The sequence below is a fragment of the Variovorax davisae genome (assembly GCF_030316845.1).
Lineage (GTDB): Bacteria > Pseudomonadota > Gammaproteobacteria > Burkholderiales > Burkholderiaceae_C > Variovorax > Variovorax davisae.
The window spans coordinates 102,485-123,945 of sequence record NZ_JASZYS010000016.1; the positions used below are offsets into that span (position 1 = coordinate 102,485).

At 69.5% G+C, this 21,461-nt stretch carries 19 protein-coding genes; 11 read left to right on the forward strand and 8 right to left on the reverse strand.

Annotated elements, in window-relative coordinates; translation table 11 throughout:
- The first annotated feature begins 6 nt into the window (after window positions 1-6).
- Both QTI33_RS29055 and QTI33_RS29060 read left to right on the forward strand, forming a co-directional pair.
- A complete protein-coding gene (locus QTI33_RS29055; RefSeq protein WP_286509944.1) occupies window positions 7-2,556 on the forward strand; it encodes an FtsX-like permease family protein in 2,550 nt (849 codons plus the stop codon).
- Entirely contained in the window at window positions 2,553-3,632 is a 1,080-nt protein-coding gene (locus QTI33_RS29060; protein ID WP_444814902.1) for a lipocalin-like domain-containing protein, read from the forward strand. The genes QTI33_RS29055 and QTI33_RS29060 overlap by 4 nt, the downstream gene beginning before the upstream one ends.
- Window positions 3,633-3,655: 23 nt before the next feature.
- Here QTI33_RS29060 and andR read toward each other — a convergent pair whose 3' ends face one another.
- Window positions 3,656-4,666 carry an anthranilate 1,2-dioxygenase regulatory protein AndR gene (gene andR, locus QTI33_RS29065; protein WP_286509945.1) on the reverse strand — a complete coding sequence of 337 codons (1,011 nt, stop codon included), beginning with the start codon at window positions 4,664-4,666 and terminating at the stop codon, window positions 3,656-3,658.
- A gap of 159 nt (window positions 4,667-4,825) precedes the next feature.
- Here andR and andAc point away from each other — a divergent pair, with 159 nt between their 5' ends.
- From andAc to QTI33_RS29110, 9 genes are all read left to right on the forward strand, one after another.
- A complete protein-coding gene (gene andAc, locus QTI33_RS29070) occupies window positions 4,826-6,112 on the forward strand; it encodes an anthranilate 1,2-dioxygenase large subunit AndAc (RefSeq protein WP_286509946.1) in 1,287 nt (428 codons plus the stop codon).
- A 12-nt stretch (window positions 6,113-6,124) separates the two neighbouring features.
- Complete coding sequence (andAd, locus tag QTI33_RS29075; protein WP_286509947.1) at window positions 6,125-6,637, forward strand: anthranilate 1,2-dioxygenase small subunit AndAd; 513 nt, start codon at window positions 6,125-6,127, stop codon at window positions 6,635-6,637.
- A gap of 22 nt (window positions 6,638-6,659) precedes the next feature.
- The gene (locus QTI33_RS29080) at window positions 6,660-7,004 is read left to right on the forward strand and encodes a non-heme iron oxygenase ferredoxin subunit (RefSeq protein ID WP_286509949.1); all 345 of its coding nucleotides are present in this window, start codon (window positions 6,660-6,662) and stop codon (window positions 7,002-7,004) included.
- A 28-nt stretch (window positions 7,005-7,032) separates the two neighbouring features.
- Window positions 7,033-8,226: an ABC transporter substrate-binding protein gene (locus tag QTI33_RS29085; RefSeq protein WP_444814903.1), complete on the forward strand. Its 1,194-nt coding sequence runs from the start codon at window positions 7,033-7,035 to the stop codon at window positions 8,224-8,226.
- Window positions 8,227-8,230: 4 nt separating this feature from the next.
- Entirely contained in the window at window positions 8,231-9,151 is a 921-nt protein-coding gene (locus tag QTI33_RS29090) for a branched-chain amino acid ABC transporter permease (RefSeq protein WP_286509950.1), read from the forward strand.
- 5 nt (window positions 9,152-9,156) lie between these two features.
- Window positions 9,157-10,143 carry a branched-chain amino acid ABC transporter permease gene (locus QTI33_RS29095; protein ID WP_286509951.1) on the forward strand — a complete coding sequence of 329 codons (987 nt, stop codon included), beginning with the start codon at window positions 9,157-9,159 and terminating at the stop codon, window positions 10,141-10,143.
- A complete protein-coding gene (locus QTI33_RS29100) occupies window positions 10,140-10,904 on the forward strand; it encodes an ABC transporter ATP-binding protein (protein WP_286509952.1) in 765 nt (254 codons plus the stop codon). The genes QTI33_RS29095 and QTI33_RS29100 overlap by 4 nt, the downstream gene beginning before the upstream one ends.
- 20 nt (window positions 10,905-10,924) lie before the next feature.
- Window positions 10,925-11,626: an ABC transporter ATP-binding protein gene (locus tag QTI33_RS29105; RefSeq protein WP_444814907.1), complete on the forward strand. Its 702-nt coding sequence runs from the start codon at window positions 10,925-10,927 to the stop codon at window positions 11,624-11,626.
- A 152-nt stretch (window positions 11,627-11,778) separates the two neighbouring features.
- Entirely contained in the window at window positions 11,779-13,854 is a 2,076-nt protein-coding gene (locus QTI33_RS29110; RefSeq protein ID WP_286509955.1) for an O-linked N-acetylglucosamine transferase, SPINDLY family protein, read from the forward strand.
- 6 nt (window positions 13,855-13,860) lie between these two features.
- Here the strand turns inward: QTI33_RS29110 and QTI33_RS29115 are convergent, their stop codons facing one another.
- The 7 genes from QTI33_RS29115 to QTI33_RS29145 form a co-directional block, all read right to left on the reverse strand.
- A complete protein-coding gene (locus tag QTI33_RS29115) occupies window positions 13,861-14,850 on the reverse strand; it encodes a branched-chain amino acid ABC transporter permease (RefSeq protein WP_286509956.1) in 990 nt (329 codons plus the stop codon).
- A 12-nt stretch (window positions 14,851-14,862) separates the two neighbouring features.
- Complete coding sequence (locus QTI33_RS29120) at window positions 14,863-15,738, reverse strand: branched-chain amino acid ABC transporter permease (protein WP_286509957.1); 876 nt, start codon at window positions 15,736-15,738, stop codon at window positions 14,863-14,865.
- Window positions 15,739-15,776: 38 nt separating this feature from the next.
- Complete coding sequence (locus tag QTI33_RS29125) at window positions 15,777-16,970, reverse strand: ABC transporter substrate-binding protein (RefSeq protein WP_286509958.1); 1,194 nt, start codon at window positions 16,968-16,970, stop codon at window positions 15,777-15,779.
- A 40-nt stretch (window positions 16,971-17,010) separates the two neighbouring features.
- Entirely contained in the window at window positions 17,011-18,207 is a 1,197-nt protein-coding gene (locus tag QTI33_RS29130; RefSeq protein ID WP_286509959.1) for an ABC transporter substrate-binding protein, read from the reverse strand.
- A gap of 44 nt (window positions 18,208-18,251) precedes the next feature.
- Window positions 18,252-18,962: an ABC transporter ATP-binding protein gene (locus QTI33_RS29135; protein ID WP_286509960.1), complete on the reverse strand. Its 711-nt coding sequence runs from the start codon at window positions 18,960-18,962 to the stop codon at window positions 18,252-18,254.
- The gene (locus QTI33_RS29140) at window positions 18,962-19,732 is read right to left on the reverse strand and encodes an ABC transporter ATP-binding protein (protein ID WP_286509961.1); all 771 of its coding nucleotides are present in this window, start codon (window positions 19,730-19,732) and stop codon (window positions 18,962-18,964) included. Before QTI33_RS29140 ends, QTI33_RS29135 begins: the two co-directional genes overlap by 1 nt.
- Before the next feature lie 168 nt (window positions 19,733-19,900).
- On the reverse strand, window positions 19,901-21,460 hold the full coding sequence (locus QTI33_RS29145) for a DHA2 family efflux MFS transporter permease subunit (RefSeq protein WP_286509962.1): 1,560 nt from the start codon (window positions 21,458-21,460) through the stop codon (window positions 19,901-19,903).
- Between the last annotated feature and the right edge of the window lies 1 nt (window position 21,461).

Sequence of the window (21,461 nt, forward strand, 5' to 3'; positions counted from 1 at the left end):
GCTGCGATGAAGGCCTTGCTGCTCACCTTCTCCTGGCAGGAGCTGCGCCACCACCCGTGGCGCAACGCGGCCGCGGTCGTCGCCGTGATGCTGGGCGTCGCGCTGGCCTTCTCGGTGCAGCTGATCAACGCCTCGGCGCTGGATGAATTCTCGAGCGCGGTGCGCTCGGTCAACGGCCAGCCCGATCTCGAGCTGCGGGCCGCCCAGGGCAGCTTCGACGAAGCCGTGCTGGCGCAGGTCGCGCGGCATCCGCAGGTGGTGCTGGCGAGCCCGGTGCTCGAACTGCCCAGCGTCGCCCGGGTCGGCGAACGGCGGCTGCCGCTGCGGGTCGTCGGCATCGACGCGCTGGCCCTGCCGACCATCGCACCGGCCTTGATGCCGAGGCCGGCCGACGGCGCCGACCGCTACGCGCTGCTCGCGCCCGGCCAGGTGTTCCTCAACGCCGCCGCGCGCAAGGCCATCGGCGACCAGGCCACGCAGCTGCAGCTGCGCGCCGGCACCCAATGGCACCCCCTGCAGATCGCCGGCCAGGTGGCGGCCGGCGGCCCTGCGCTGGCGGTGATGGACATCGGCGCCGCGCAGGACCTGTTCGGCCGCGGCGGCCAGCTCACGCGCATCGACCTGCGGCTGGCGCCGGGCACCGGCCACGCGGACTTCATCCGCTCGCTGCAGCAGTCGCCGGGCTGGCCGGGCGGCATGCAGGTCGCCGAACCGGGCGATGCGGCCGAGCGGGTGAGCAACCTGTCGCGCGCCTACCGCGTCAACCTCACGGTGCTGGCCCTGGTGGCCCTGTTCACCGGCGCCTTCCTGGTGTTCTCGGTGCTGGCGCTCAGCGTCGCCAAGCGCGCGCAGCAGTTCGCCCTGCTCGGCGTGCTGGGCCTGACGCCAGGCGAGCGGCTGCGCCTGGTGCTGGCCGAATCGCTGGTGCTGGGGCTGATCGGCAGCGCGGCCGGCATCGCCCTCGGCACCGCCTTGGCCGAGCTGGCGCTCAAGCTGCTGGGCGGCGACCTGGGCGGCGGCTATTTCGACGGCGTGGCCCCGACCCTGCGCTGGAGCACGCCCGCCGCGCTGACCTACGGCGCGCTGGGCGTGCTGGCAGCGGGTGTCGGCGGCTGGTGGCCGGCACGCGCCGCCCAGGCGCTGCCTGAGGCGCAGACGCTCAAGGGCCTGGGCACCGCGGCGGCGGGCGGCGGCGCGCACCGCCTCGCGCTGCTGCTGATCGCCGCCGGCGGTGCGCTGGCCATGGCACCGGCGATCCACGGCATTCCGATCGCGGCCTATCTGTCGGTCGGCTTCCTGCTGGTCGGCGGCATCACGGCGCTGCCGTGGCTGATCGCGGGCGTCTACGACCGCCTGGCGCCGCTGGCCGCCCATCGGCTGCTGCCGCTGCTGGCGATCGAGCGCGCCCGCCGCATGCGCGGCACCGCGGCGGTGGCGGTCAGCGGCGTGGTCGCCAGCCTGAGCCTGGCGGTGGCACTGACCGTGATGGTGGCGAGCTTCCGGGACTCGGTCACGCGCTGGCTCGACGTCGTGCTGCCGGCCGACCTGTACCTGCGCAGCGCCGCCGGTGCCGGCGGCGAGCCGGCCCTGTTCCCGCCCGCCTTCGTGCAGGCGCTGGCGCAGTTGCCCGGCGTGGCCCGCACCGGCACGCTGCGCACGCGGCCCCTGCTGATCGATCCGTCGCGGCCCGCGGTGACGCTGATCGCGCGCAGTCTCGACACCGACGTCGGGCGCTCGATGCCGCTGCTCGGCGCCGCCCTGCCGGTGCCCGCCGGGCAGACCGGCATCTACGTCAGCGAGGCGATGGTCGAGCTCTACGGCGCCCGGCCCGGCGCCGCCTTTGAGCCGCTGGCGCGCGCCTGGAGTCCCGTGCCCGGCGGCCGGCCACCGGTCTTCTTCGTCGCCGGCATCTGGCGTGACTACGTGCGGCAATTCGGCGCCATCACCATGGACGCGCGCGACTTCGAGCGCCTCACCGGCGACGCCGGTGCCAGCGACGTCGCGCTGTGGCTGGCGCCCGGCGCGGCCGAGGGCCGGGTGCAGCAGGCGGTGCAGGCGCTGGCCGCCCGCGAGGCGGCGGCGGCCGAGCCGGTCGAGATCTCGTCGGTGGCCCAGATCCGCGCCACCTCGCTGCGCATCTTCGACCGCAGCTTCGCCGTCACCTACTGGCTGCAGGCGGTCGCGATCGCGATCGGCCTGTTCGGCATCGCGGCCAGTTTCAGCGCCCAGGTGCTGGCGCGGCGCAAGGAGTTCGGGCTGCTCGTGCACCTGGGCTTCACGCGCGCCCAGGTGCTGGCGATCGTGGCCGGCGAAGGCGCGGCCTGGACCGCGATCGGTGCGGTCGCGGGGCTGCTGCTCGGGCTGGCGGTGTCGGTGGTGCTGGTGCACGTGGTCAACCCGCAGAGCTTCCACTGGACCATGGACCTGCTCGTGCCGTGGCTGCGGCTGGGCGCGCTGTGCGCGGCGGTGGTCGCGGCCGGCACGGTCACGGCCTGGCTGGCCGGCCGCGCCGCCGCCGGGCGCGATGCGGTGCTGGCGGTCAAGGAGGACTGGTGAGCCGGCCCCCGATCGGTCCACACGGCGGCGTCGGATGGTCGCGCCGCGCCCTGCTGCTGTCGGCACTCGCGGCCCCCGCGGCCTGGGCGCTGCCGGCGCGCACGCTGCAGTTCCCGCGCGACTACGGCAGCCACCCCGATCTGCGCACCGAGTGGTGGTACATCACCGGCCATGCCCGCGCCGGCGCGCGCGAGTTCGGCTTCCAGCTGACCTTCTTCCGCTCGCGGGTCGATGCGACGCAGGCCATGCGTTCCGCCTTCGCGGCGAAGCAATTGATCTTCGCCCATGCGGCCATCACCGATCTCGAGGGCCGCAAGCTGTGGCACGACCAGCGCATCGCGCGCGAAGGCTTCGGCATCGCCTCCGCGTCCGAAACCGATACCGAGCTGCGCCTGCGCGACTGGTCCTTGCAGCGTGACGGCGGCGGCTACGCGGCGCGGCTGCCGGCCACCGGCTTCGCGATCGACCTGCGCTTCGCGCCGACCCAGCCGCTGCTGCTGCAGGGCAGCGCCGGCTTGTCGCGCAAGGGCCCCGAACCCGAGCAGGCGAGCTACTACTACAGCGAGCCGCAACTCGCGGCCACGGGCAGCCTGACGGTGCAGGGGAAGCGCTTCGACGTCCAGGGCCGCGCCTGGCTGGACCATGAATGGAGCGAGGCGCTGATGCACCCCGAGGCCACGGGCTGGGACTGGATCGGCATCAATCTGTTCGACGGCGGCGCGCTGACCGCGTTCCGCCTCCGGCGGCGCGACGGTTCGGCCCTCTGGCACGGCGGCTCGCTGCGCACGGCCGACGGGCGGCTGCAGGTGTTCGGGCCCGAGGCGCTGCGCTTCGAGCCCCTGCAGCGCTGGACCAGCCCGCGCACGCGCGCCGTGTACCCGACGCAATGGCGCGTCCACACGCCGGCCGGCGTCTTTACGGTGCGTGCGCTGCTCGACGACCAGGAGCTCGACGGCCAAGGCGCGACCGGCACGGTGTACTGGGAGGGGCTGAGCGAACTGCTCGATGCCGACGGCCAGCCGGTGGGGCGCGGCTACCTGGAGCTCACCGGCTATGCGCAGGCCCTGAAGCTCTGAGTTGTCCGACTGCTGGAGCGGCCTCAAAGGTTCGCCTGCAGCGTCACCGAAGGCGACTCGCCGAAGCGCCGGCTGTAGGCCTGCGAGAAGCGGCCCAGGTGCACGAAGCCGCAGTCCAGCGCCACGGCCGAGACGCGCGTCGCCGCATCCGGACGCTGCAGGCGGCGGCGCGCGAGTTCGAGCCGCAGCTCCTTGAGATATTGCATCGGCGTGTGGTCGCGGCAGCGCTTGAAGGCGTCGAGCAGGGTGCGCACCGGCACGCCCGCGGCCTGCGCGATGTCGGCCAGGCACATCGCCTCTTCGACATGGCCCTGCATGTAGGCCTCGGCACGGCGCACGCAGCCGGAGGCGATGCCGCGCGCCGCAGGCGGCGCCGGCGCGGCATGCCGCCCCTGGCCTTCGAGCAGCAGCAGCACCAGCAGCCGTTCGAGTTCCACCGCGATCAGCGGATGGCGCTGCGCCGTGGCCAGCAGGTGGGGCGAGGTGGCCAGCGCGCGCAGTTGCTCCAGCCAGGGCTGCAGCTCGGGGCGGCGCAGGTCGAGGCCTTCGTTGAAATGCACCTCGCCGCCTGCGTGGCGCTGCACCATGGCGCGGTCCAGCCGCACCACGAACTGCTCGCAGTCGGCCGACAGCGCCGCGCTGAAATCGTGCCCGGGCGCGCAGACGATGCCGGCGTGCGTGCTGGCGGCGATCGCGCGGCCGTCGACCCGCGTCTCGGCCTGCCCGCGCAGGCAGAACATCAGCAGGTGGTAGTCGTCGATCGCATCGACTTCGAGCTGCACGGCCTCGCCGAAATCGATGGTGCCGAGCCCGATGCCGCCGACGCGGACGAAATCCATGTGCGAGCCCGCACCGCCATCGGCCGAGCCCCCGACGCGCCACACCTCGTGCGGCTGCATGACGCGCGAGATGCGCTCGCGCGCCTCGTCGAGGTCGCGCGATTCGAACAACCGGTTCGATCGCAGCACGCTGGGCTCGAAGGCGCCCATCCGGTGCGCCGACGGGGCAGGAGCAGCGGCGGATGCGAAGGTCATGAAGCGGTTTCAGCAAGAAGCGAGCCACGGCGTCGCATGCTTTTCGCGCGATCCGGACAAGCCGCCGGCCAGCCTGCGCGAATCGGATAGCCGCCCGTCGACGGCTTCCGAAGAATGGACCGCACGCCGCCCAGCACGGCCGCCACCCGGAAGCCCCCCATGAACCAGATCGTCGACATCAGCGCACTGCGCCCCTCGCCCGACCGGCTGCCAGCGGCCAGTTCGGTGCATTTCCCGCGCGCGGATGGTTCCCGCGTGCCCTACAAGGTCTTCAGCTCGCAGGAGGTCTACGAGCGCGAGCAGGAGCGCATCTTCCGCGGCCCGGTGTGGAACTTCGTCGCCCTCGAAGCCGAGATCCCGAACCCTGGCGACTACAAGAGCACTTTCGTCGGCGACACGCCGGTGGTCGTCACGCGCACCCCCGAGGGCACGCTGGCGGCCTGGGTCAACCGCTGCGCGCACCGCGGTGCCACCGTCTGCCGGCATGCGCGCGGCAACGCCAGGTCGCACACCTGCGTCTACCACCAGTGGAGCTACGACGCCGCCGGCAACCTGGAGGGCGTGCCCTTCCGGCGCGGCCAGAAGGACGTGGCCGGCATGCCGGCCGACTTCGACCCGAGGAACCACAGCCTGCGCCAGCTGCGCGTGGACAGCTACAAGGGGCTGGTGTTCGCGAGCTTCAGCGACGACACGCCACCGCTGTTCGACTACATCGGCGCCGAGATGCGCCCCTGGGTCGACCGGATCTTCCACAAGCCGATCGTCTACCTGGGCTGCACGCGCCAGTACGCGCACTCGAACTGGAAGCTCTACTACGAGAACGTGAAGGACCCGTACCACGCGAGCATGCTGCACCTGTTCCACACGACCTTCAACATCTTCCGCGTCGGCATGCAAGCGCGCTCGCTGCCCGACGCGACGCACGGCCTGCACAGCATCATCACGGCGACGAAGAAGGACGAGGGCGACACCGCCAGCGCCTACAAGCAGCAGACCATCCGCTCGATGGACGACGGCTTCCACCTCGAGGACGACTCGGTGCTGGGCTTCGTGAAGGAATTCGAAGAAGACTGCACGAACCACATCCAGACCATCTTCCCGCAGCTCGTGATCCAGCAGATCCACAACACCCTGGTGGCACGCCAGGTGCTGCCCAAGGGGCCGGACCAGTTCGAGCTGGTGTTCCATTTCTTCGGCTACGCCGACGACACGCCCGAACTGCGCGCGCTGCGCATCAAGCAGGCCAACCTGGTCGGCCCGGCCGGCTACATCTCGATGGAAGACACCGAGGCCACCGAGCTGGTGCAGCGCGGCACGGTGCGCGACGGCGAGACCACCTCGGTGATGGACATGGGCCTGGCCAAGCCGGACCAGGTCGACACCCTGATCACCGAGAGCCTGATCCGGAAGTTCTGGATGGGCTACCAGAAGCTCATGGGCTATTGAAGGCGGCACGCCATGAACATGATGACCCGCGAACAACCCGCCCCCACTGCGATCGAATCGATCGTGCTGTGGTTCGAGATCCAGCAGTTGCAGGAGCGCTACTGCGCCGCCCTCGACAACGACCGCCTCGAGGAGTGGGCCGCGCTCTTCACCGAGGAGTGCCTGTACGAGATCGTGCCGAGGGAGAACGCCGACATGGGGCTGCCGATCGGCGTGATCCATTGCGACAACCAGCGCATGCTGCGCGACCGCGTGCTGTCGCTGCGCCATGCCAACATCTACGAGGAACATGCCTCGCGGCACATGACCTCGGGCTTGCAGCTGACGCGCGTCGACGACGACACGGTCGATGCCGAATCGAGCTACGTGGTGGTGCAGACGCGCACCAATGGCGAGTCATTCGTCTACCAGGCCGGCCGCTACCTCGACCGCGTGGTGCGCACGCCCGAGGGCTGGCGCTACCAGAAGCGGCGCGCCATCTACGACACCTCGCGCGTGCAGACCCTGCTCGCGACGCCCATCTGACACGCCGGACGACCACACCACCATGACCCACACCTCCGCCACCGAGGCGCTCGCCTGGCACGACGTCGGCGAGCCCGACGACTTTCCCGACGGCGCCGTCTGGCCCGTGATCGCGGCAGGCACGCCGATTGCTGTGTTCCGGCAGGGCGACGCGCTGCACGCCCTGCACGACCTCTGCACGCACGGCAACGCGCGGCTGTCCGACGGCTTTGTCGAGAACGGCTGCATCGAATGCCCGCTGCACCAAGGCCTGTTCGACATCTGCAGCGGCGAGACGCGCGGCGGCCCGGTGACCGAAGCCGTGCGCAGCTTTCCGGTGCAGGTGCGCGCGGGCCGCGTCGAGGTCGGCGTCCCTGCCGCCGAATGATCCTTCCACTTCATCCACCCTCACTGCCATGAACGCCACACTTCCGATGTCCTCCCTTCGTTGCTGCGCGATCGCTCTCGCGGCCTGGGCGCTCTGCGCCGATGCGCTGGCCGCCGAGCCGGTCAAGGTCGGGGTGGCGCTCGACATCTCGGGCCCCTTCGCGGCCGGCGGCGCCGAGGCGCGCGACGGCATCAACCTCGCGATCAAGCTGCTGGGCAGCAAGCTGGGCGGCCAGCCAGCGGAGTTCGTGCAGGCCGACACGGCCGGCAGCCCCGATCAGGCCAAGCAGGTGGTCGACCGCATGATCCAGCGCGACAAGATCGACTTCTTCACCGGCCCGACGCCCTCCAACGTCGCCCTCGCGGTGGGCCCGACGCTGTTCGCGGCCAAGGTGCCCTACATCACGAGCAACCCGGGCCCGAGCCAGTACGCCGGCGCCCAGTGCAACCCCTACTTCTTCGGCTCGACCTACCAGAACGACACCTGGGACGAGGCGGCCGGCAAGTACGCCAGCGAGAAGGGCTTCAAGAGCGCCGTGCTGATCGCCCCGAACTACCCCGCCGGCCGCGACCACCTCACCGGCTTCAAGCGCCGCTTCAACGGCACGGTGGCGGGCGAGATCTACGGCAAGGTCGGCCAGCTCGACTACGCGGCCGAGCTCGCGCAGATGCGCGCCGCCAAGCCCGAGGCGGTGTTCTTCTTCCTGCCCGGCGCGATGGGCATCAACTTCATCAAGCAGTTCGTGGCCTCGGGGCTGTCGAAGGACATCACGCTGGTGACCACGCCGGCCTCCGCCGACGAGGACACCATCGCCGCCGTCGGCGAGCCGATGCTCGGCCTGTTCAGCACCTCGCAGTGGTCGCATGACCTGCCGAACGCGGCCAACGAGAAGTTCGTGGCCGAGTTCCGCAAGGCTTACAACCGCTATCCGACCTTCTATGCCGCGCAGGCCTACGACGCGATCATGGCGATCGACGCCGCGGTGCGCGACACCGGCGGCAAGGTGCAGGACAAGCCGGCGGTGCTCAAGGCGCTGAAGGCGGCGAAGTTCGACTCCGTGCGCGGCCCCTTCAAGTACGGCAACAACAACTTCCCGGTCCAGGACTATTACCTGCGCGTGATCGGCAAGAACGCCGAAGGCAAGATCACCAACCGCACGCTCTCGACCCCGCTCAAGGGCTACCGCGACGCCTATGCCGACCAGTGCCCGCTGAAGTCCTGAACGCATGACGGCGATCCTCCTCTTCGAGCAACTGCTCAACGGCTTCGGCTACGGGCTGATGCTGTTCCTGCTGGCCGCCGGCCTGACGCTGGTGTTCGGCATCATGGACGTGATGAACCTGGCGCACGGCTCGCTCTTCATGGGCGGTGCCTACGTGGCGGCGACCGTGCACACGCACCACGGCTCCTTCGTGGCCGCGGTGGCGGTGGCGATCGCGGTCGTGGTGCTGGCGGCGCTGCTGCTCGAGGTGTTCCTGGTGCGCCGGCTCTACGGCCGCGACCACCTGGCCCAGGTGCTCGCGACCTTCGGCCTGATCCTGATCGCCGACGACCTGGTCAAGATGATCTGGGGGCCGTCGCCCGTCATGGCCTCGGCACCGGCCGCGCTGTCGGGGCCGGTCGAGCTGCTGCCGGGGCTTTTCTATCCGGCCTACCGGATGGTGCTGCTGGCCGCCGGCGCCGCGGTGGCGCTGGGCCTGTACCTGCTGGTCAACCGCACGCGCATCGGGATGGTGGTGCGCGCCGGTGCGTCGAACCGCGCCATGGCCGAGTTCATGGGCGTGCGCGTCGGCCGCGTGTTCTCGCTGGTGTTCCTGCTCGGCGCGGCGCTGGCGGCGCTGGCCGGCGCGCTGATGGGCCCGATCACTGCCGTGCAGATCGGCATGGGCGAGGACATCCTGATCCCGTCGCTGGTGGTGCTGGTGATCGGCGGCATCGGCTCGATCCGCGGCGCCCTGGTGGCGGCCCTGCTGGTCGGCCTGGTCGACACCGTCGGCCGCGCCTTCGTGCCGATGGCGCTGGGCCGCGTGCTGCCGCCGACCGTGGTGTCCGACCTCGCGCCGGCGATCGCCGGCCTGGCCACCTATGCGCTGATGGCCGGCGTCCTGGTCTTCAAGCCGGCCGGGCTGTTCCCGGCGCGGGGCTGAAACGCATGCCGCAACAACAAGCTTCGCCCGCCGCGCGCTGGGCCCCCTGGTTGGCGCTGGCGCTGCTCGCGGCATTCCCGCTGGTGGCGCCGGTGCTGGGCCTGGACTTCTACATCGGCTTCGTGCGCCGCGCGCTGATCTTCGCGCTGGCGGCTGCGGGGCTGAACTTCATCCTCGGCTTCGGCGGCATGGCGGCGCTCGGGCACGCCGGCTTCCTCGGCGTCGGCGCCTATGCGCTGGTGGCCCTCGTCAACGCCGGCGTCAGCTCGGCCTGGGTCCTCTGGCCGGCCGCGGCCGCGGTCGCCGCCGGCGCGGCGGCCCTGATCGGCCTGGTCGCGCTGCGCACCCGTGGCGTCTACTTCATCATGATCACGCTGGCCTTCGCGCAGATGCTCTATTTCGTCGCGGTGTCGCTGCGCGTCTATGGCGGCGACGACGGCTACAACCTGCCGGCCCGCCCGACGCTGGGCCTGGGCCTCGACCTGGCGAACGAGCCGACGCTGTACGGGGTCGTCCTGGTCCTGTTCGCGGCCGTGATGGCCCTGCTGAACCGCGCCACCCGGTCCCGTTTCGGCCATGCCCTGACCGGCATCCGCGACAACGAGACACGGATGCAGGCCATGGGCTACCCGGTCTTCCGGCTGCGCCTCGCGGCCTTCGTGATCGCCGGCGCGATCGCCGGGCTGGCCGGCGCGCTGCTGGTCACCAACAACAGCTTCGTCAGCCCGGCCGTGATGCACTGGACGCAATCGGCGACCTTGATCGTGATGGTGGTGATCGGCGGCGTGGGCCGGCGCTGGGGCGGACCGGTCGGCGCCGCCGCCTGGATCCTGCTGGAGGAAATCACCCGGCAGTACACCGACTACTGGCACCTGCCGCTCGGCGTGCTGCTGCTGCTGATCGTCTTCCTGGCGCCGCGCGGCCTGGTGGCGATGCTGCAGCGCAAGCCGCGTGCAACGATCGCGGCGACACCCGCGGGAGCGACCGAATGAGCCTCTTCCAAGTCGAGGGCCTGGTCAAGCGCTTCGGCGCGCTGCTGGCGACCGACCACGTGAGCCTGGAAGTGGCGGCCGGCGAGATCCATGCGCTGATCGGCCCCAACGGCGCCGGCAAGTCCACGCTCGTCAACCTGATCTCGGGGCTGCATGCGCCCGATGCGGGCCGCATCGTGCTCGACGGCGTGGCGCTCACCGGGCTGCCGATGCACCGGCGGGTCGAGGCCGGGCTGTCGCGCTGCTTCCAGATCACGAGCATCTTCCGCGACGCGACCGTGCGCGACAACCTGCTGCTCGCGGCCCAGGCCCATGCGGGGAGTTCGCTGCGCTTCCTGCGGCCGCGCGATGCCGAGGCGGCGCTGTTCGAGACCGCGCACGCGCTCGGCGAAAGAGTCGGCCTGGCGGGCCAGTTCGAGCGCATCGCGGGCACCCTGCCCCATGGCGCCCAGCGCAAGCTCGACGTCGCGCTCGCGCTGGCCGCGAGCCCCAAGCTGCTGCTGCTCGACGAACCGATGGCCGGCATGGGGCCGGAGGACTCCGAACGCATGACCGAACTGATCCACAGCCTGCGGGGCGACATGGCGATCCTGCTGATCGAGCACGACATGAAGGCCGTGTTCGCGCTGGCCGACCGCATCTCGGTGCTGGTCTACGGCCGCGTGCTGGTGGCCGGCGATGCCGCCACCATCAAGGGGCACCCGCAGGTGCAGGCGGTCTACCTCGGCACCGAGGACGCATCGGTCGAGGCGATGGCATGAGCGGCGCGTCATCGCACGCCTTGCTCACGGCGCGCCGGCTCGAGGCCGGCTACGGCGCCAGCCAGGTGCTGTTCGGCATCGACCTTGACATCCCGCCCGGCACCGTGACCACGCTGCTCGGGCGCAACGGCATGGGCAAGAGCACGACGATCAAGACGCTGATCGGCGCCCTCGCGCTGCGCGGCGGCGAGATCCGCTTCGCCGGCCAGACCACCCGCGGCCTGGCGCCCGACGCGATCGCCCGCCTGGGCGTCGCCATCGTGCCCGAGGGCCGCCAGTGCTTTCCCAACCTCAGCGTGCGCGAGCACCTGGTGGCCTTCGCCGACGACCGCAACGGCCTGCGCGACGGCTGGACCCTGGAGCGGCTGTGGGCGCTGTTTCCGCGCCTGCGCGAACGCGCCGGCCACATGGGCAACCAGCTCTCGGGCGGCGAGCAGCAGATGCTGGCGATCGCCCGGGCGCTGTCGACCAACCCGCGCCTGCTGATCCTCGACGAGGCGACCGAAGGCCTGGCGCCGGTGATCCGCGAGGAGATCTGGCGCTGCCTGCGGCAGCTGAAGGAATCCGGCCAGACGATCCTGGTGGTCGACAAGTACATCGACCGGCTGCTGGGCCTGGCCGACCACCACGTGGTGCTGGAGCGCGGCCGCGTCGTGTGGCAGGGCGACTCGGCGGCGCTGGACGCCGACCGCTCGGTCTGGCGCGACCACCTGGGGGTCTGAGGCCGATCCGAGGCCCGAAAAGGCGGTCCATGCCGCAGTCGCTTTCCCTTTGTGCGACCGGATATGGCGCGTTGATCCGAACGGCGCGCAGCAAGACGAGGCAGCCGCCAGTGCGCCGCTAGAGTGCGCGCTGCCTGTTCCTCCGTCTTCACATGAACCGATCCCGCGCGCCCCGGCCGCACCCCCTTTTTTCCCGCTTCGCGGCGGCGCCGAAGCCGGCCGGGCCCGACGCGCTCTACGCGCAGGCCCTGGCGCTGTACCAGCAGGGCCAGTGGGAGGCGGCCATCGGCCTGTGTCGCGACAAGCTGCTGCCGCGGGCCCCCCACCACCGGGATGGCCTGGCGCTGCTCGGCGCGGCCTGCTTCCTGCACGACGACCTGCCGGGCTCGGCGCAGGCCCTGCAGGCGGCGATCGCCGCGGGCGCGGGCGCCGAGACCCACACCAACCTCGGCCTCACGCTGAACGCGCTGCATCGGCCCGACGAGGCCGAAGCCGCCTACCGGCGGGCCGTGGCGCTCGATCCGCGGCAGGCCAAGGCCTGGAACAACCTGGGCAACCTGCTGGCCCGCAGCTTCCAGGCCAGCCGCCGCGACGAGGCCCTGCATTGTTACCGGCAGGCGCTGGCGGCCAGGCCCGACTACGCCAATGCCCTCACCAACCTGGGCTACGAACTGGAAAACCGCAAGGATCTCGCCGGTGCCGAGCGGTGCTATCGCGAGGCCCTGCGCGTCCAGCCCCGCTTCCTGCCGGCCATCGGCAACCTGGCCGATCTGCTCAAGCGGCTGAAGCAGCCCGAGGAGGCGCTGCGCTACTACCGGCAGGCCATCGTTCTCGACCCGCACGATCCCAGATTCATCGGCAGCGCGCTGGGCTTGCGCCGGGATGCCGCCGACTGGCGGCCCGAGGGCAAGCCGACGGCAGCGGCGCTGGTGGCTGCGCTGGCGCGGGACCGGCCGAGCGAGATGGCGCCGCTCTATCTGCTCGCGCTGCCCGAGAGCAGCGCCGAACTGCAGCGCAGTGCGGCGGCGCGCTTCGCCCGCTGCAAGTGGGCCTGGGCGCTCGCGCACCCGCCGCTGGCCGCCCCCGCCACGCCCCGCGAGGGCGCATTGCGCATCGGCTACCTGTCGGCCGATTTCCGTAACCATCCGGTGGCGCACCTGGTGACCGAGGTCATCGCCGCCCAGGACCGCGCGCAGTCCGAGGTGTTCCTCTACGCCTACGGCCCGCCGGCCGACGACGCGCAGCGCCGGGCCTTGCAGCAGGCCGCCGACCATTTCATCGACATCGGCGCCATGGACGACCTCGACGCCGCGCGGCGCATCCGCGATGACGGCATCGACGTGCTGGTCGACCTGACCGGCTACACCACCCATGCGCGGCTGGCGATCACCGCCCTGCGCCCGGCGCCCGTGATCGCCTCCTGGCTCGGCTACATCGGCAGCCTGGGGGAGCCGCGCCTGGCCGACTACGTGATCGGCGACGCCATCGCCACGCCGCCGGCGCTGGCGCAGCACTTCAGCGAGACGCTGGCCCTGATGCCCGAGTGCTTCCAGCCCAATGCGGCCCTGCATGCGCTGCCGCCGCCGCCGCGCCGCGCCGACGAGGGCCTGCCCGAGGACTCGCTGGTGTTCTGCAGCTTCAACCAGATCTTCAAGCTCACGCCGCAGCTGTGGGACGACTGGTGCCAGATCCTGCAGGCCGTGCCCGGCAGCGTCCTGTGGCTGGCGCCACCCGGGTCCGAGACGACGGCGCAGAACCTGCGCGAGGAGACCGCCCGGCGCGGCGTGGCGCCCGAGCGCCTGGTCTTTGCCCGGCGCCAGCCGCTGCCTGCGCACCAGGCGCGGATCGCGCTCGCCGACATCGCGCTCGACACCTTTCCCTACAACTCGGGCACCACCGCCAGCGACGTGCTGCGCGCCGGCGTGCCGCTGGTCACGCGCGCGGGGGAAACTTTCGTGGCCCGGATGGCGGCGAGTTTGCTGAACGCGGTCGGGTTGCCTGAACTGGTGGCTGTGGGCAGCCCGGGCTACCGGCGGCTGGCGATCGCCTTGGCGAAGGACACGCCACGCCGCAGCGGCCTGCGAGGCGCCCTGGCCCACCGTGTCGCGGCCTCGTCCCTGTTTCAGCCGCAACGCTTCGCGCGGCAGCTCGATGCGTTGTTGCGGGCCATGCACGACCAGGCATTGGCGCAGCGGCGGCACACGATCGTGCTGCCGCCAACGATCTGAAGGCCCTCAGCCCTTCGCCACCCCGCGCCGCCGATCGATGAAGGCGATGATCTCGCCCATGATCCCGCGCCGGAAGGCCAGCACGCAGATCACGAAGATCAGCCCCGTGACCATGGTCACCGACTCGCCCAGCGTGTTGAACCAGTCGACGGTCGTGAGGCGCGCCAGCAGGTGGCCCAGCTCGCCGATCTTGTTCTCGAGCAGCACCACCACCGCCGAGCCGACCAGCGGCCCCGACAGGGTGCCGAGCCCGCCGACCAGCGTCATCAGGATGACCTGGCCCGAGGCGCTCCAATGCACGTCCGACAGCGTGGCGAAGCCCAGCACCAGCGTCTTGAGCGAGCCCGCGAGGCCCGACAGCGCGGCCGAGATCACGAAGGCCAGCAATTTGAAGCGGCTGACGTCATAGCCCAGCGAAAGCGCGCGCGGCTCGTTCTCCTTGATGCCCTTGAGCACCTGGCCGAAGGGCGAATGGATGGTGCGCACGATCAGCAGGAACGCCGCCACCACGATCACCAGGGTGACGTAATACATCGTGAGGTCGTTCTGCAGGTCGACCAGGCCGAAGAGCTTGCCGCGCGGCACGCCCTGCAGGCCGTCCTCGCCGCCGGTGAACTTGGCCTGCAGCGCGACGAAGAACACCATCTGCGCCAGCGCCAGCGTGATCATCGCGAAGTAGATGCCCTGCCGGCGGATCGCCAGCAGGCCGAAGATCCAGCCCAGGAAGGCGCCGGCCGCGGTGCCGGCGACCAGGCCGAGTTCGGGCGTCAGGCCCCAGACCTTCATCGCATGGCCGGCCACGTAGGCCGAGCCGCCGAGAAAGGCCGCATGGCCGAAGGACAAGAGGCCGGTGTAGCCCAGCAGCAGGTTGAAGGCCGAGGCGAACAGCGCGAAGCACATCAGCTTCATCACGAACACCGGATAGGCGCCGACGAAAGGTGCGAGAACGAGGGCGACGAGCAGCAGCAGGTAGATGACTGTAGAGAGCTTTTTCATGGGGCTGCCGTCTTACTTCTCTTTGCCGAAGAGACCGGCCGGGCGGATGAGCAGCACGATGACCATGATCACGAAGACCACGGTGGAGGATGCCTCGGGGTAGAACACTTTGGTCAGGCCTTCGATCACGCCGAGCCCGAGCCCGGTGAGGATGGCGCCCATGATCGAGCCCATGCCGCCGATCACGACCACCGCGAACACGACGATGATCAGGTTCTGCCCCATCAGCGGCGAGACCTGGATCACCGGCGCCGCGAGCACGCCCGCGAAGGCGGCCAGCGCCACGCCGAAGCCGTAGGTCAGCGTGATCATCAGCGGCACGTTGACGCCGAAGGCCTCGACCAGCCGCGGGTTCTCGGTGCCGGCGCGCAGGTAGGCGCCGAGCCGGGTCTTCTCGATCACGAACCAGGTCGCGAAGCAGACCGTCAACGAGGCCACCACCACCCAGGCCCGGTAGTTGGGAAGGATCATGAAGCCGAGGTCGGTGGCGCTGGCCAGCGCGTCGGGCGTGTCGTAGGCCAGGCCCGAGACACCGTAGATCGAGCGGAACACGCCTTCGATCAGCAGCGTGAGGCCGAGCGTGAGCAACAGGCCGTACAGGTGGTCGAGCTTGTAGATCCAGCGCAGCAGCAGCCGCTCGATGACGATGCCGAACAGCCCCACGATGACCGGCGCCACCGCCAGCATGACCCAGTAGTTGACGTCGAAGTAGTTCATCGCCATCCAGGTCAGCACCGCGCCCAGCATGAACAGCGCGCCGTGCGCGAAGTTGATGACGTTGAGCAGGCCGAAGATCACTGCGAGCCCGAGGCTCAGGATCGCGTAGAACGACCCGTTGACCAGCCCGAGAAGGAGCTGGCTCAACAAGGCAGGCAGTGATATTTGCATGACGGAAGGGATCGCGATGAAAAGGTCAGGAGGTCAGCTTATTTCCAGAGGGCGCACTTGCTCTCGGCCTTGGTCGTGAAGACTTCTTCGCCGGGCAGCTTGGCGACCACCTTGTAGTAGTCCCACGGCTGCGTCGATTCGCTCGGCGACTTGACCTGCATCAGGTACATGTCGTGCACCATGCGGCCGTCGGGGCGGATCACGCCCTTGGCGTAGAAGTCGTTGATCGGCATCTTCTTGAGCTCGGCCATCACCTTGTCGGCGTCGCTGCTCTTGGCCGCCTGCACCGCCTTCAGGTAGGTCATCGTGGCCGAGTAGTCGGCAGCCTGGATGTCGGTCGGCATGCGCTTGGTCTTGTCGAAGAACTTCTTGCCGAAGGCGCGGGTCTCCTGGTTGAGGTTCCAGTCCCAGCTGGTGGTCAGCAGCAGGCCTTCGGTGTTCTTCAGGCCCAGGCTGTGGATGTCGGTGATGAAGACCAGCAGGCCGGCCATCTTCATCGACTTGTTGATCCCGAATTCCTTCGCTGCCTTGATCGCGTTGATGGTGTCGCCGCCGGCGTTGGCCAGGCCCAGGATCTGGGCCTTCGAGTTCTGGGCTTGCAGCAGGAAGGACGAGAAATCGGAGGCGTTGAGCGGGTGCTTGACGCCGCCGACCACCGTGCCGCCCTTCTCCTTGACGACCTTGGCCGTGTCGGATTCCAGCGCAGCGCCGAAGGCGTAGTCGGCGGTCAGGAAGAACCAGCTCTTGCCGCCGTTCGCGACCACCGCGCCGCCCGTGCCCTTGGCCAGCGCCACGGTGTCGTAGGCATAGTGCACCGTGTACGGGCTGCATTGCTCGTTGGTGAGCGCCGAAGAGCCCGCACCGTTGACCATGAAGACGCGCTTCTTCTCCTGCGCCACCTTGGCCATCGCCAGGCCGGTGCCCGAGTTGGTGCCGCCGAACAGCATCGTGAGGTTGTCGGTGTCGATCCACTCGCGCGCCTTGGAGGCGGCGATGTCGGCCTTGTTCTGGTGGTCGGCCGTGACCAGTTCGATCGGCAGGCCGTTGACCTTGCCGCCGAAGTCGTCGATCGCCATCTGGATCGCGGTGGCGCCGCCCTTGCCTTCGACGTCGGCGTAGAGGCTGGACATGTCGGTGATAAAGCCGATCTTCACTTTCTCCTGGGCTTGAACAGCGCCGGTCGCCAGGGCGATGGCAAGGGAGACGGCAGAAAGTGCGATTGTTTTCTTCATGGTCGATTCAAAAGAGAGATGGGTGAGAGAAATCGGGGCGTCATTTCCAGAGCGCGCACTTGGAGTCGGCCTGGGTCGTGAAGACCTGGTCGCCGGGCAGCTTGGCGTTGACCTTGAGGTAGTCCCAGGGCTGCTTCGAGTCGGCCGGCGACTTGACCTCGACCAGGTACATGTCGTGCACCATGCGGCCGTCGGCGCGGATCACGCCCTTGGCGTAGAAGTCGTTGATCGGCGTCTTCTTCAGTTCGGCCATCACCTTGTCGGCGTCGGCGGTCTTCGCGGCCTGCACGGCCTTCAGGTAGGTCATCGTGGCCGAGTAGTCGGCGGCCTGGATGTCGGTCGGCATGCGCTTGGTCTTGTCGAAGAAGCGCTTCGAGAACTTGCGCGTGTCGTCGTTCAGGTCCCAGTACCAGCTGGTGGTGTGCAGCAGGCCTTCGGTGTTCTTCAGGCCCAGGCTGTGGATGTCGCTCAGGAAGATCAGCAGGCCCGCCAGCTTCATGCTCTTGCCGATGCCGAATTCCTTCGCCGCCTTGATCGAGTTGATGGTGTCGCCGCCGGCATTGGCCAGCCCCAGGATCTGGGCCTTCGAGTTCTGCGCCTGCAGCAGGAAGGACGAGAAGTCCGAGGCATTGAGCGGTGCGCGCACCGCACCCACCACCGTGCCGCCCTTGGCCTTGACCACCGCCGTGGTGTCGGCTTCGAGCGCATGGCCGAAGGCGTAGTCGGCGGTCAGGAAGAACCAGCTCTTGCCGCCGCGGTCGACCACCGCGCCGCCGGTGCCCTTGGCCAGCGCCACCGTGTCGTAGGCGTAGTGCACCGTGTACGGGCTGCACTGCTCGTTGGTGAGCGCCGAGGTGGCGGCGCCGTTGTTGAAGTAGACCCGCTTCTTCTCCTGCGCCACCTTGGCCGTGGCCAGCGCGGTGCCGGAGTTGGTGCCGCCGAAGACCATGGTCACGCCGTCGGTGTCGATCCACTCGCGCGCCTTCGAGGCCGCGATGTCGGCCTTGTTCTGGTGGTCGGCGGTGAGCAGCTCGATCGGCTGGCCCAGCACCTTGCCGCCGAAATCGTCGATCGCCATCTGGATGGCGAGCGCGCCGTTCTTGCCCTCGACGTCGGCATAGAGGCTCGACATGTCGGTCACGAAGCCGATCTTGACCTTTTCCTGGGCCTGGGCGGCGCCGCAGGCGAGCGCCGTCGCAGCGACGGCCAGGGTCATTGCGCTGAACTGGTTCTTCATGAGAGGTCTCCGTTCAATCAACAGGTTGGAAAAAAAAAGCGGGATCAGACGCCGAGCAGCTCGTTGAGCACCGGCATCTTGGCTTCGAGCTCGGAGGCGCCGAACTTCTCGACGATGCGCCCGTGCTCCATCACGTAGAAGCGGTCGGCCAGCGGCGCCGCGAAGCGGAAGTTCTGCTCGACCATGACCACCGTGTAGCCCTTGCCGCGCAGCGTGTGGATCATGCGGGCCAGCGCCTGCACGATCACCGGCGCCAGGCCTTCGGAGATCTCGTCGAGCAGCAGCAGGCGGGCGCCGGTGCGCAGGATGCGCGCCACCGCCAGCATCTGCTGCTCGCCGCCCGACAGCCGCGTGCCCTGGCTGTGGCGGCGCTCGGCCAGGTTCGGGAACATGGCGTAGATCTCGTCGACCGACATGCCCTTGTCGGCGCTCTTGAGCACCGGCGGCAGCAGCAGGTTCTCTTCGCACGAGAGGCTCGCGAAGATGCCGCGCTCCTCCGGGCAATAGCCGATGCCCTGGTGCGCGATGCGGTGGGTCGGCATGTGGATGGTCTCGGTGCCGTTGACCTTGATGCTGCCCTTGCGCGCGCCGGTGAGGCCCAGCACGGCGCGCATGGTGGTGGTGCGGCCGGCGCCGTTGCGGCCCAGCAGCGTGACCACCTCGCCTGGCTGCACCACCATGTCGACGCCGTGCAGCACGTGCGATTCGCCGTACCAGGCTTGCAGGTCCTTGATCTCCAGTGCGGGGGTTGCCATCAGTGGGCTCCCTGCAGCGCGCCGTCGGTGGTGCCCATGTAGGCCTCCATCACCTGCGGGTTGCGCGACACCTCGGCGTACGGCCCCTCGGCCAGCACGGCGCCGCGCTGCAGCACCGTGATGGTGTCGGCGATGGTCGAGACCACGCTCATGTTGTGCTCCACCATCAGGATGGTGCGGCCGGCCGACACCCGCTTGATGAGCTCGGCGACCCGGTGCACGTCCTCGTGGCCCATGCCCTGGGTGGGTTCGTCGAGCAGCATCAGTTCGGGCTCCATCGCCAGCGTGGTCGCGATCTCGAGCGCGCGCTTGCGGCCATAGGGCAGGTTCACGGTCAGCTCGTCGGCCAGGTCCTCGAGGCCGACTTCGGCCAGCAGCACGCGGGCCCGGGCATCGAGCGGCTTGAGCGACTTCTCGCTCTTCCAGAAATGGTAGGAGGTGCCCAGCGCGCGCTGCAGCCCCAGGCGCACGTTCTCGAGCAGGGTCAGGTGCGGGAACACCGCGGAGATCTGGAACGAGCGGATGATGCCGCGCCGCGCGATCTGCGCCGGGCGCTCGCTCGTGATGTCCTGGCCGTTGAACAGGATGGTGCCCGCGGTCGGCTCGAGGAACTTGGTGAGCAGGTTGAAGCAGGTCGTCTTGCCCGCGCCATTGGGGCCGATCAACGCGTGGATCGATCCCCTGACGACCTGGAGGTCGACCTTGCTGACCGCGGTGAAACCCTTGAATTCCTTGGTGAGCTGGCGTGTTTCGAGAATGATGTCGCTCATCTCGCGCGGTCGCCCGTTGGCTGGCAGAAAAAGTCGGTCATGCGGTCCATCTGAGCGCACCACCATGGCTGCGCGGACCGCATTGTTTGCAGGGGCGGCAAAACTTGCCTACTGGGGCAAATGCCTATGCTGCAACGCAACCTGAGGCCGGCCTGCGCCGGCCCGCAATCAGTGGGCGCCGGCCGCCGCGTCCGACGCGCCGGCTCCCCTTGCCGGCTTGGCGAGCCAGACCAGCGGGATCAGCAGCAGGAAAAGCAACGCCGAGCCGTAGAACACGTCGTTCGAAGCCAGCATGAAGGACTGCTGGTCGACCAGCCGGTTGATCTGCCCCAGCACCTGGTCGGCACTGAATCCGCTGGCCCCGAAGTTGGCGATCGCGCTGTTGGCGGCGGAACTGCCGGTGTTGACCGACTCCACCAGCTGCGCGTGGTGCAGCGCGGCACGGTTCTCCCACAGCGTGGTCGCGGCCGAGGTGCCGATCGCGCCGGCGGTGATGCGCAGGAAGTTCGACAGCCCGGAGGCGGCGGGAATGCGATCGGGCGGCAGGCCCGACAGCGTGATCGTCACCAGCGGAATGAAGAAGAAGGCCATCGCCACGCCCTGGATGATGGTCGGGATCATGATGGTCCAGAAGTCGGCCTGGGTGTTGAAGTTCGAGCGCATCCACAGCACCAGCGCGAACACCAGGAACGAGAAGGTCGCGTAGCGGCGCGGGTCGACCTTGCCGACCGTGAGCCCGACGATCGGCGAGAAGATGATCGCCAGCATGCCCACCGGCGCCATGATCATCCCGGCCTGCGTCGCCGTGTAGCCCATGAACTGCTGCAGCCACAGCGGCAGGATCACCACGTTGCCGAAGAAGAGCCCGTAGGCCACGGCCGTCGCGAAGGCGCCCGACCAGAAGTTGCGGCGCTTGAACAGCGACAGGTCGACCACCGGGTGCTTGTCGGTCAGCTCCCAGATCAGGAAGAAGGCGAAGCCGACCAGGGCCACCACCGCCAAGGTCAGGATCACGGCCGAGTGGAACCAGTCGAGCTCCTTGCCCTTGTCGAGCATGAGCTGCATCGCGCCGACCCAGACCACCAGCAAGGCCAGCCCGATGCCGTCGATCGGCACCTTGCGGGTGACGCTCTCGCGCTTGCGGTAGATGGCCCAGGTGATGCCCGCCGCCGCCAGCCCGACCGGAATGTTGATGTAGAAGATCCAGGGCCAGGAGATGTTGTCGGTGATCCAGCCGCCCAGCAGCGGCCCCATCACCGGCGCCACCAGCGTGGTCATCGACCACATCGCCATCGCCAGGCCGGCCTTGGCCCGCGGATAGCTCGACAGCAGCAGCGTCTGCGACAGCGGGATCATCGGCCCGGCGACGAAGCCCTGCAGCGCGCGGAAGGCGATCAGCATCGTCATGTTGGGCGCCAGGCCGCAGAGCCAGGAGCTGATGATGAACAGCAGCACGCTCGCCATGAACAGGCGCACCTGTCCGAAGCGCTGCGTGAGCCAGCCGGTGAGCGGCACCGCGATGGCGTTGGCCACCGCGAAGCTGGTGATGACCCAGGTGCCCTGCGTCGAGCTGACGCCGAGGTCGCCGGCGATGGCCGGCAGCGACACGTTGGCGATCGACGTGTCGAGCACGTTCATGAAGGTCGCGGCCGACAGCGCGATGGTTCCCCAGACGCGGGCGGAGCCCTCGAGCGGCTGGAGCGGCGTGGGAGCGGTGGCGTTCGACATC

Bases quoted from the DNA above. Each gene is read 5' to 3' on its own strand.
- QTI33_RS29055 (WP_286509944.1), top strand. From the start codon at position 7: ATGAAGGCCTTGCTGCTCACCTTCTCCTGGCAGGAGCTGCGCCACCAC.
- andR (WP_286509945.1), bottom strand. From the start codon at position 4,666: ATGACCTTCGCATCCGCCGCTGCTCCTGCCCCGTCGGCGCACCGGATG.
- andAc (WP_286509946.1), top strand. From the start codon at position 4,826: ATGAACCAGATCGTCGACATCAGCGCACTGCGCCCCTCGCCCGACCGG.
- andAd (WP_286509947.1), top strand. From the start codon at position 6,125: ATGAACATGATGACCCGCGAACAACCCGCCCCCACTGCGATCGAATCG.
- QTI33_RS29080 (WP_286509949.1), top strand. From the start codon at position 6,660: ATGACCCACACCTCCGCCACCGAGGCGCTCGCCTGGCACGACGTCGGC.
- QTI33_RS29085 (WP_444814903.1), top strand. From the start codon at position 7,033: ATGAACGCCACACTTCCGATGTCCTCCCTTCGTTGCTGCGCGATCGCT.
- QTI33_RS29090 (WP_286509950.1), top strand. From the start codon at position 8,231: ATGACGGCGATCCTCCTCTTCGAGCAACTGCTCAACGGCTTCGGCTAC.
- QTI33_RS29095 (WP_286509951.1), top strand. From the start codon at position 9,157: ATGCCGCAACAACAAGCTTCGCCCGCCGCGCGCTGGGCCCCCTGGTTG.
- QTI33_RS29100 (WP_286509952.1), top strand. From the start codon at position 10,140: ATGAGCCTCTTCCAAGTCGAGGGCCTGGTCAAGCGCTTCGGCGCGCTG.
- QTI33_RS29110 (WP_286509955.1), top strand. From the start codon at position 11,779: ATGAACCGATCCCGCGCGCCCCGGCCGCACCCCCTTTTTTCCCGCTTC.
- QTI33_RS29115 (WP_286509956.1), bottom strand. From the start codon at position 14,850: ATGAAAAAGCTCTCTACAGTCATCTACCTGCTGCTGCTCGTCGCCCTC.
- QTI33_RS29120 (WP_286509957.1), bottom strand. From the start codon at position 15,738: ATGCAAATATCACTGCCTGCCTTGTTGAGCCAGCTCCTTCTCGGGCTG.
- QTI33_RS29125 (WP_286509958.1), bottom strand. From the start codon at position 16,970: ATGAAGAAAACAATCGCACTTTCTGCCGTCTCCCTTGCCATCGCCCTG.
- QTI33_RS29130 (WP_286509959.1), bottom strand. From the start codon at position 18,207: ATGAAGAACCAGTTCAGCGCAATGACCCTGGCCGTCGCTGCGACGGCG.
- QTI33_RS29135 (WP_286509960.1), bottom strand. From the start codon at position 18,962: ATGGCAACCCCCGCACTGGAGATCAAGGACCTGCAAGCCTGGTACGGC.
- QTI33_RS29140 (WP_286509961.1), bottom strand. From the start codon at position 19,732: ATGAGCGACATCATTCTCGAAACACGCCAGCTCACCAAGGAATTCAAG.
- QTI33_RS29145 (WP_286509962.1), bottom strand. From the start codon at position 21,460: ATGTCGAACGCCACCGCTCCCACGCCGCTCCAGCCGCTCGAGGGCTCC.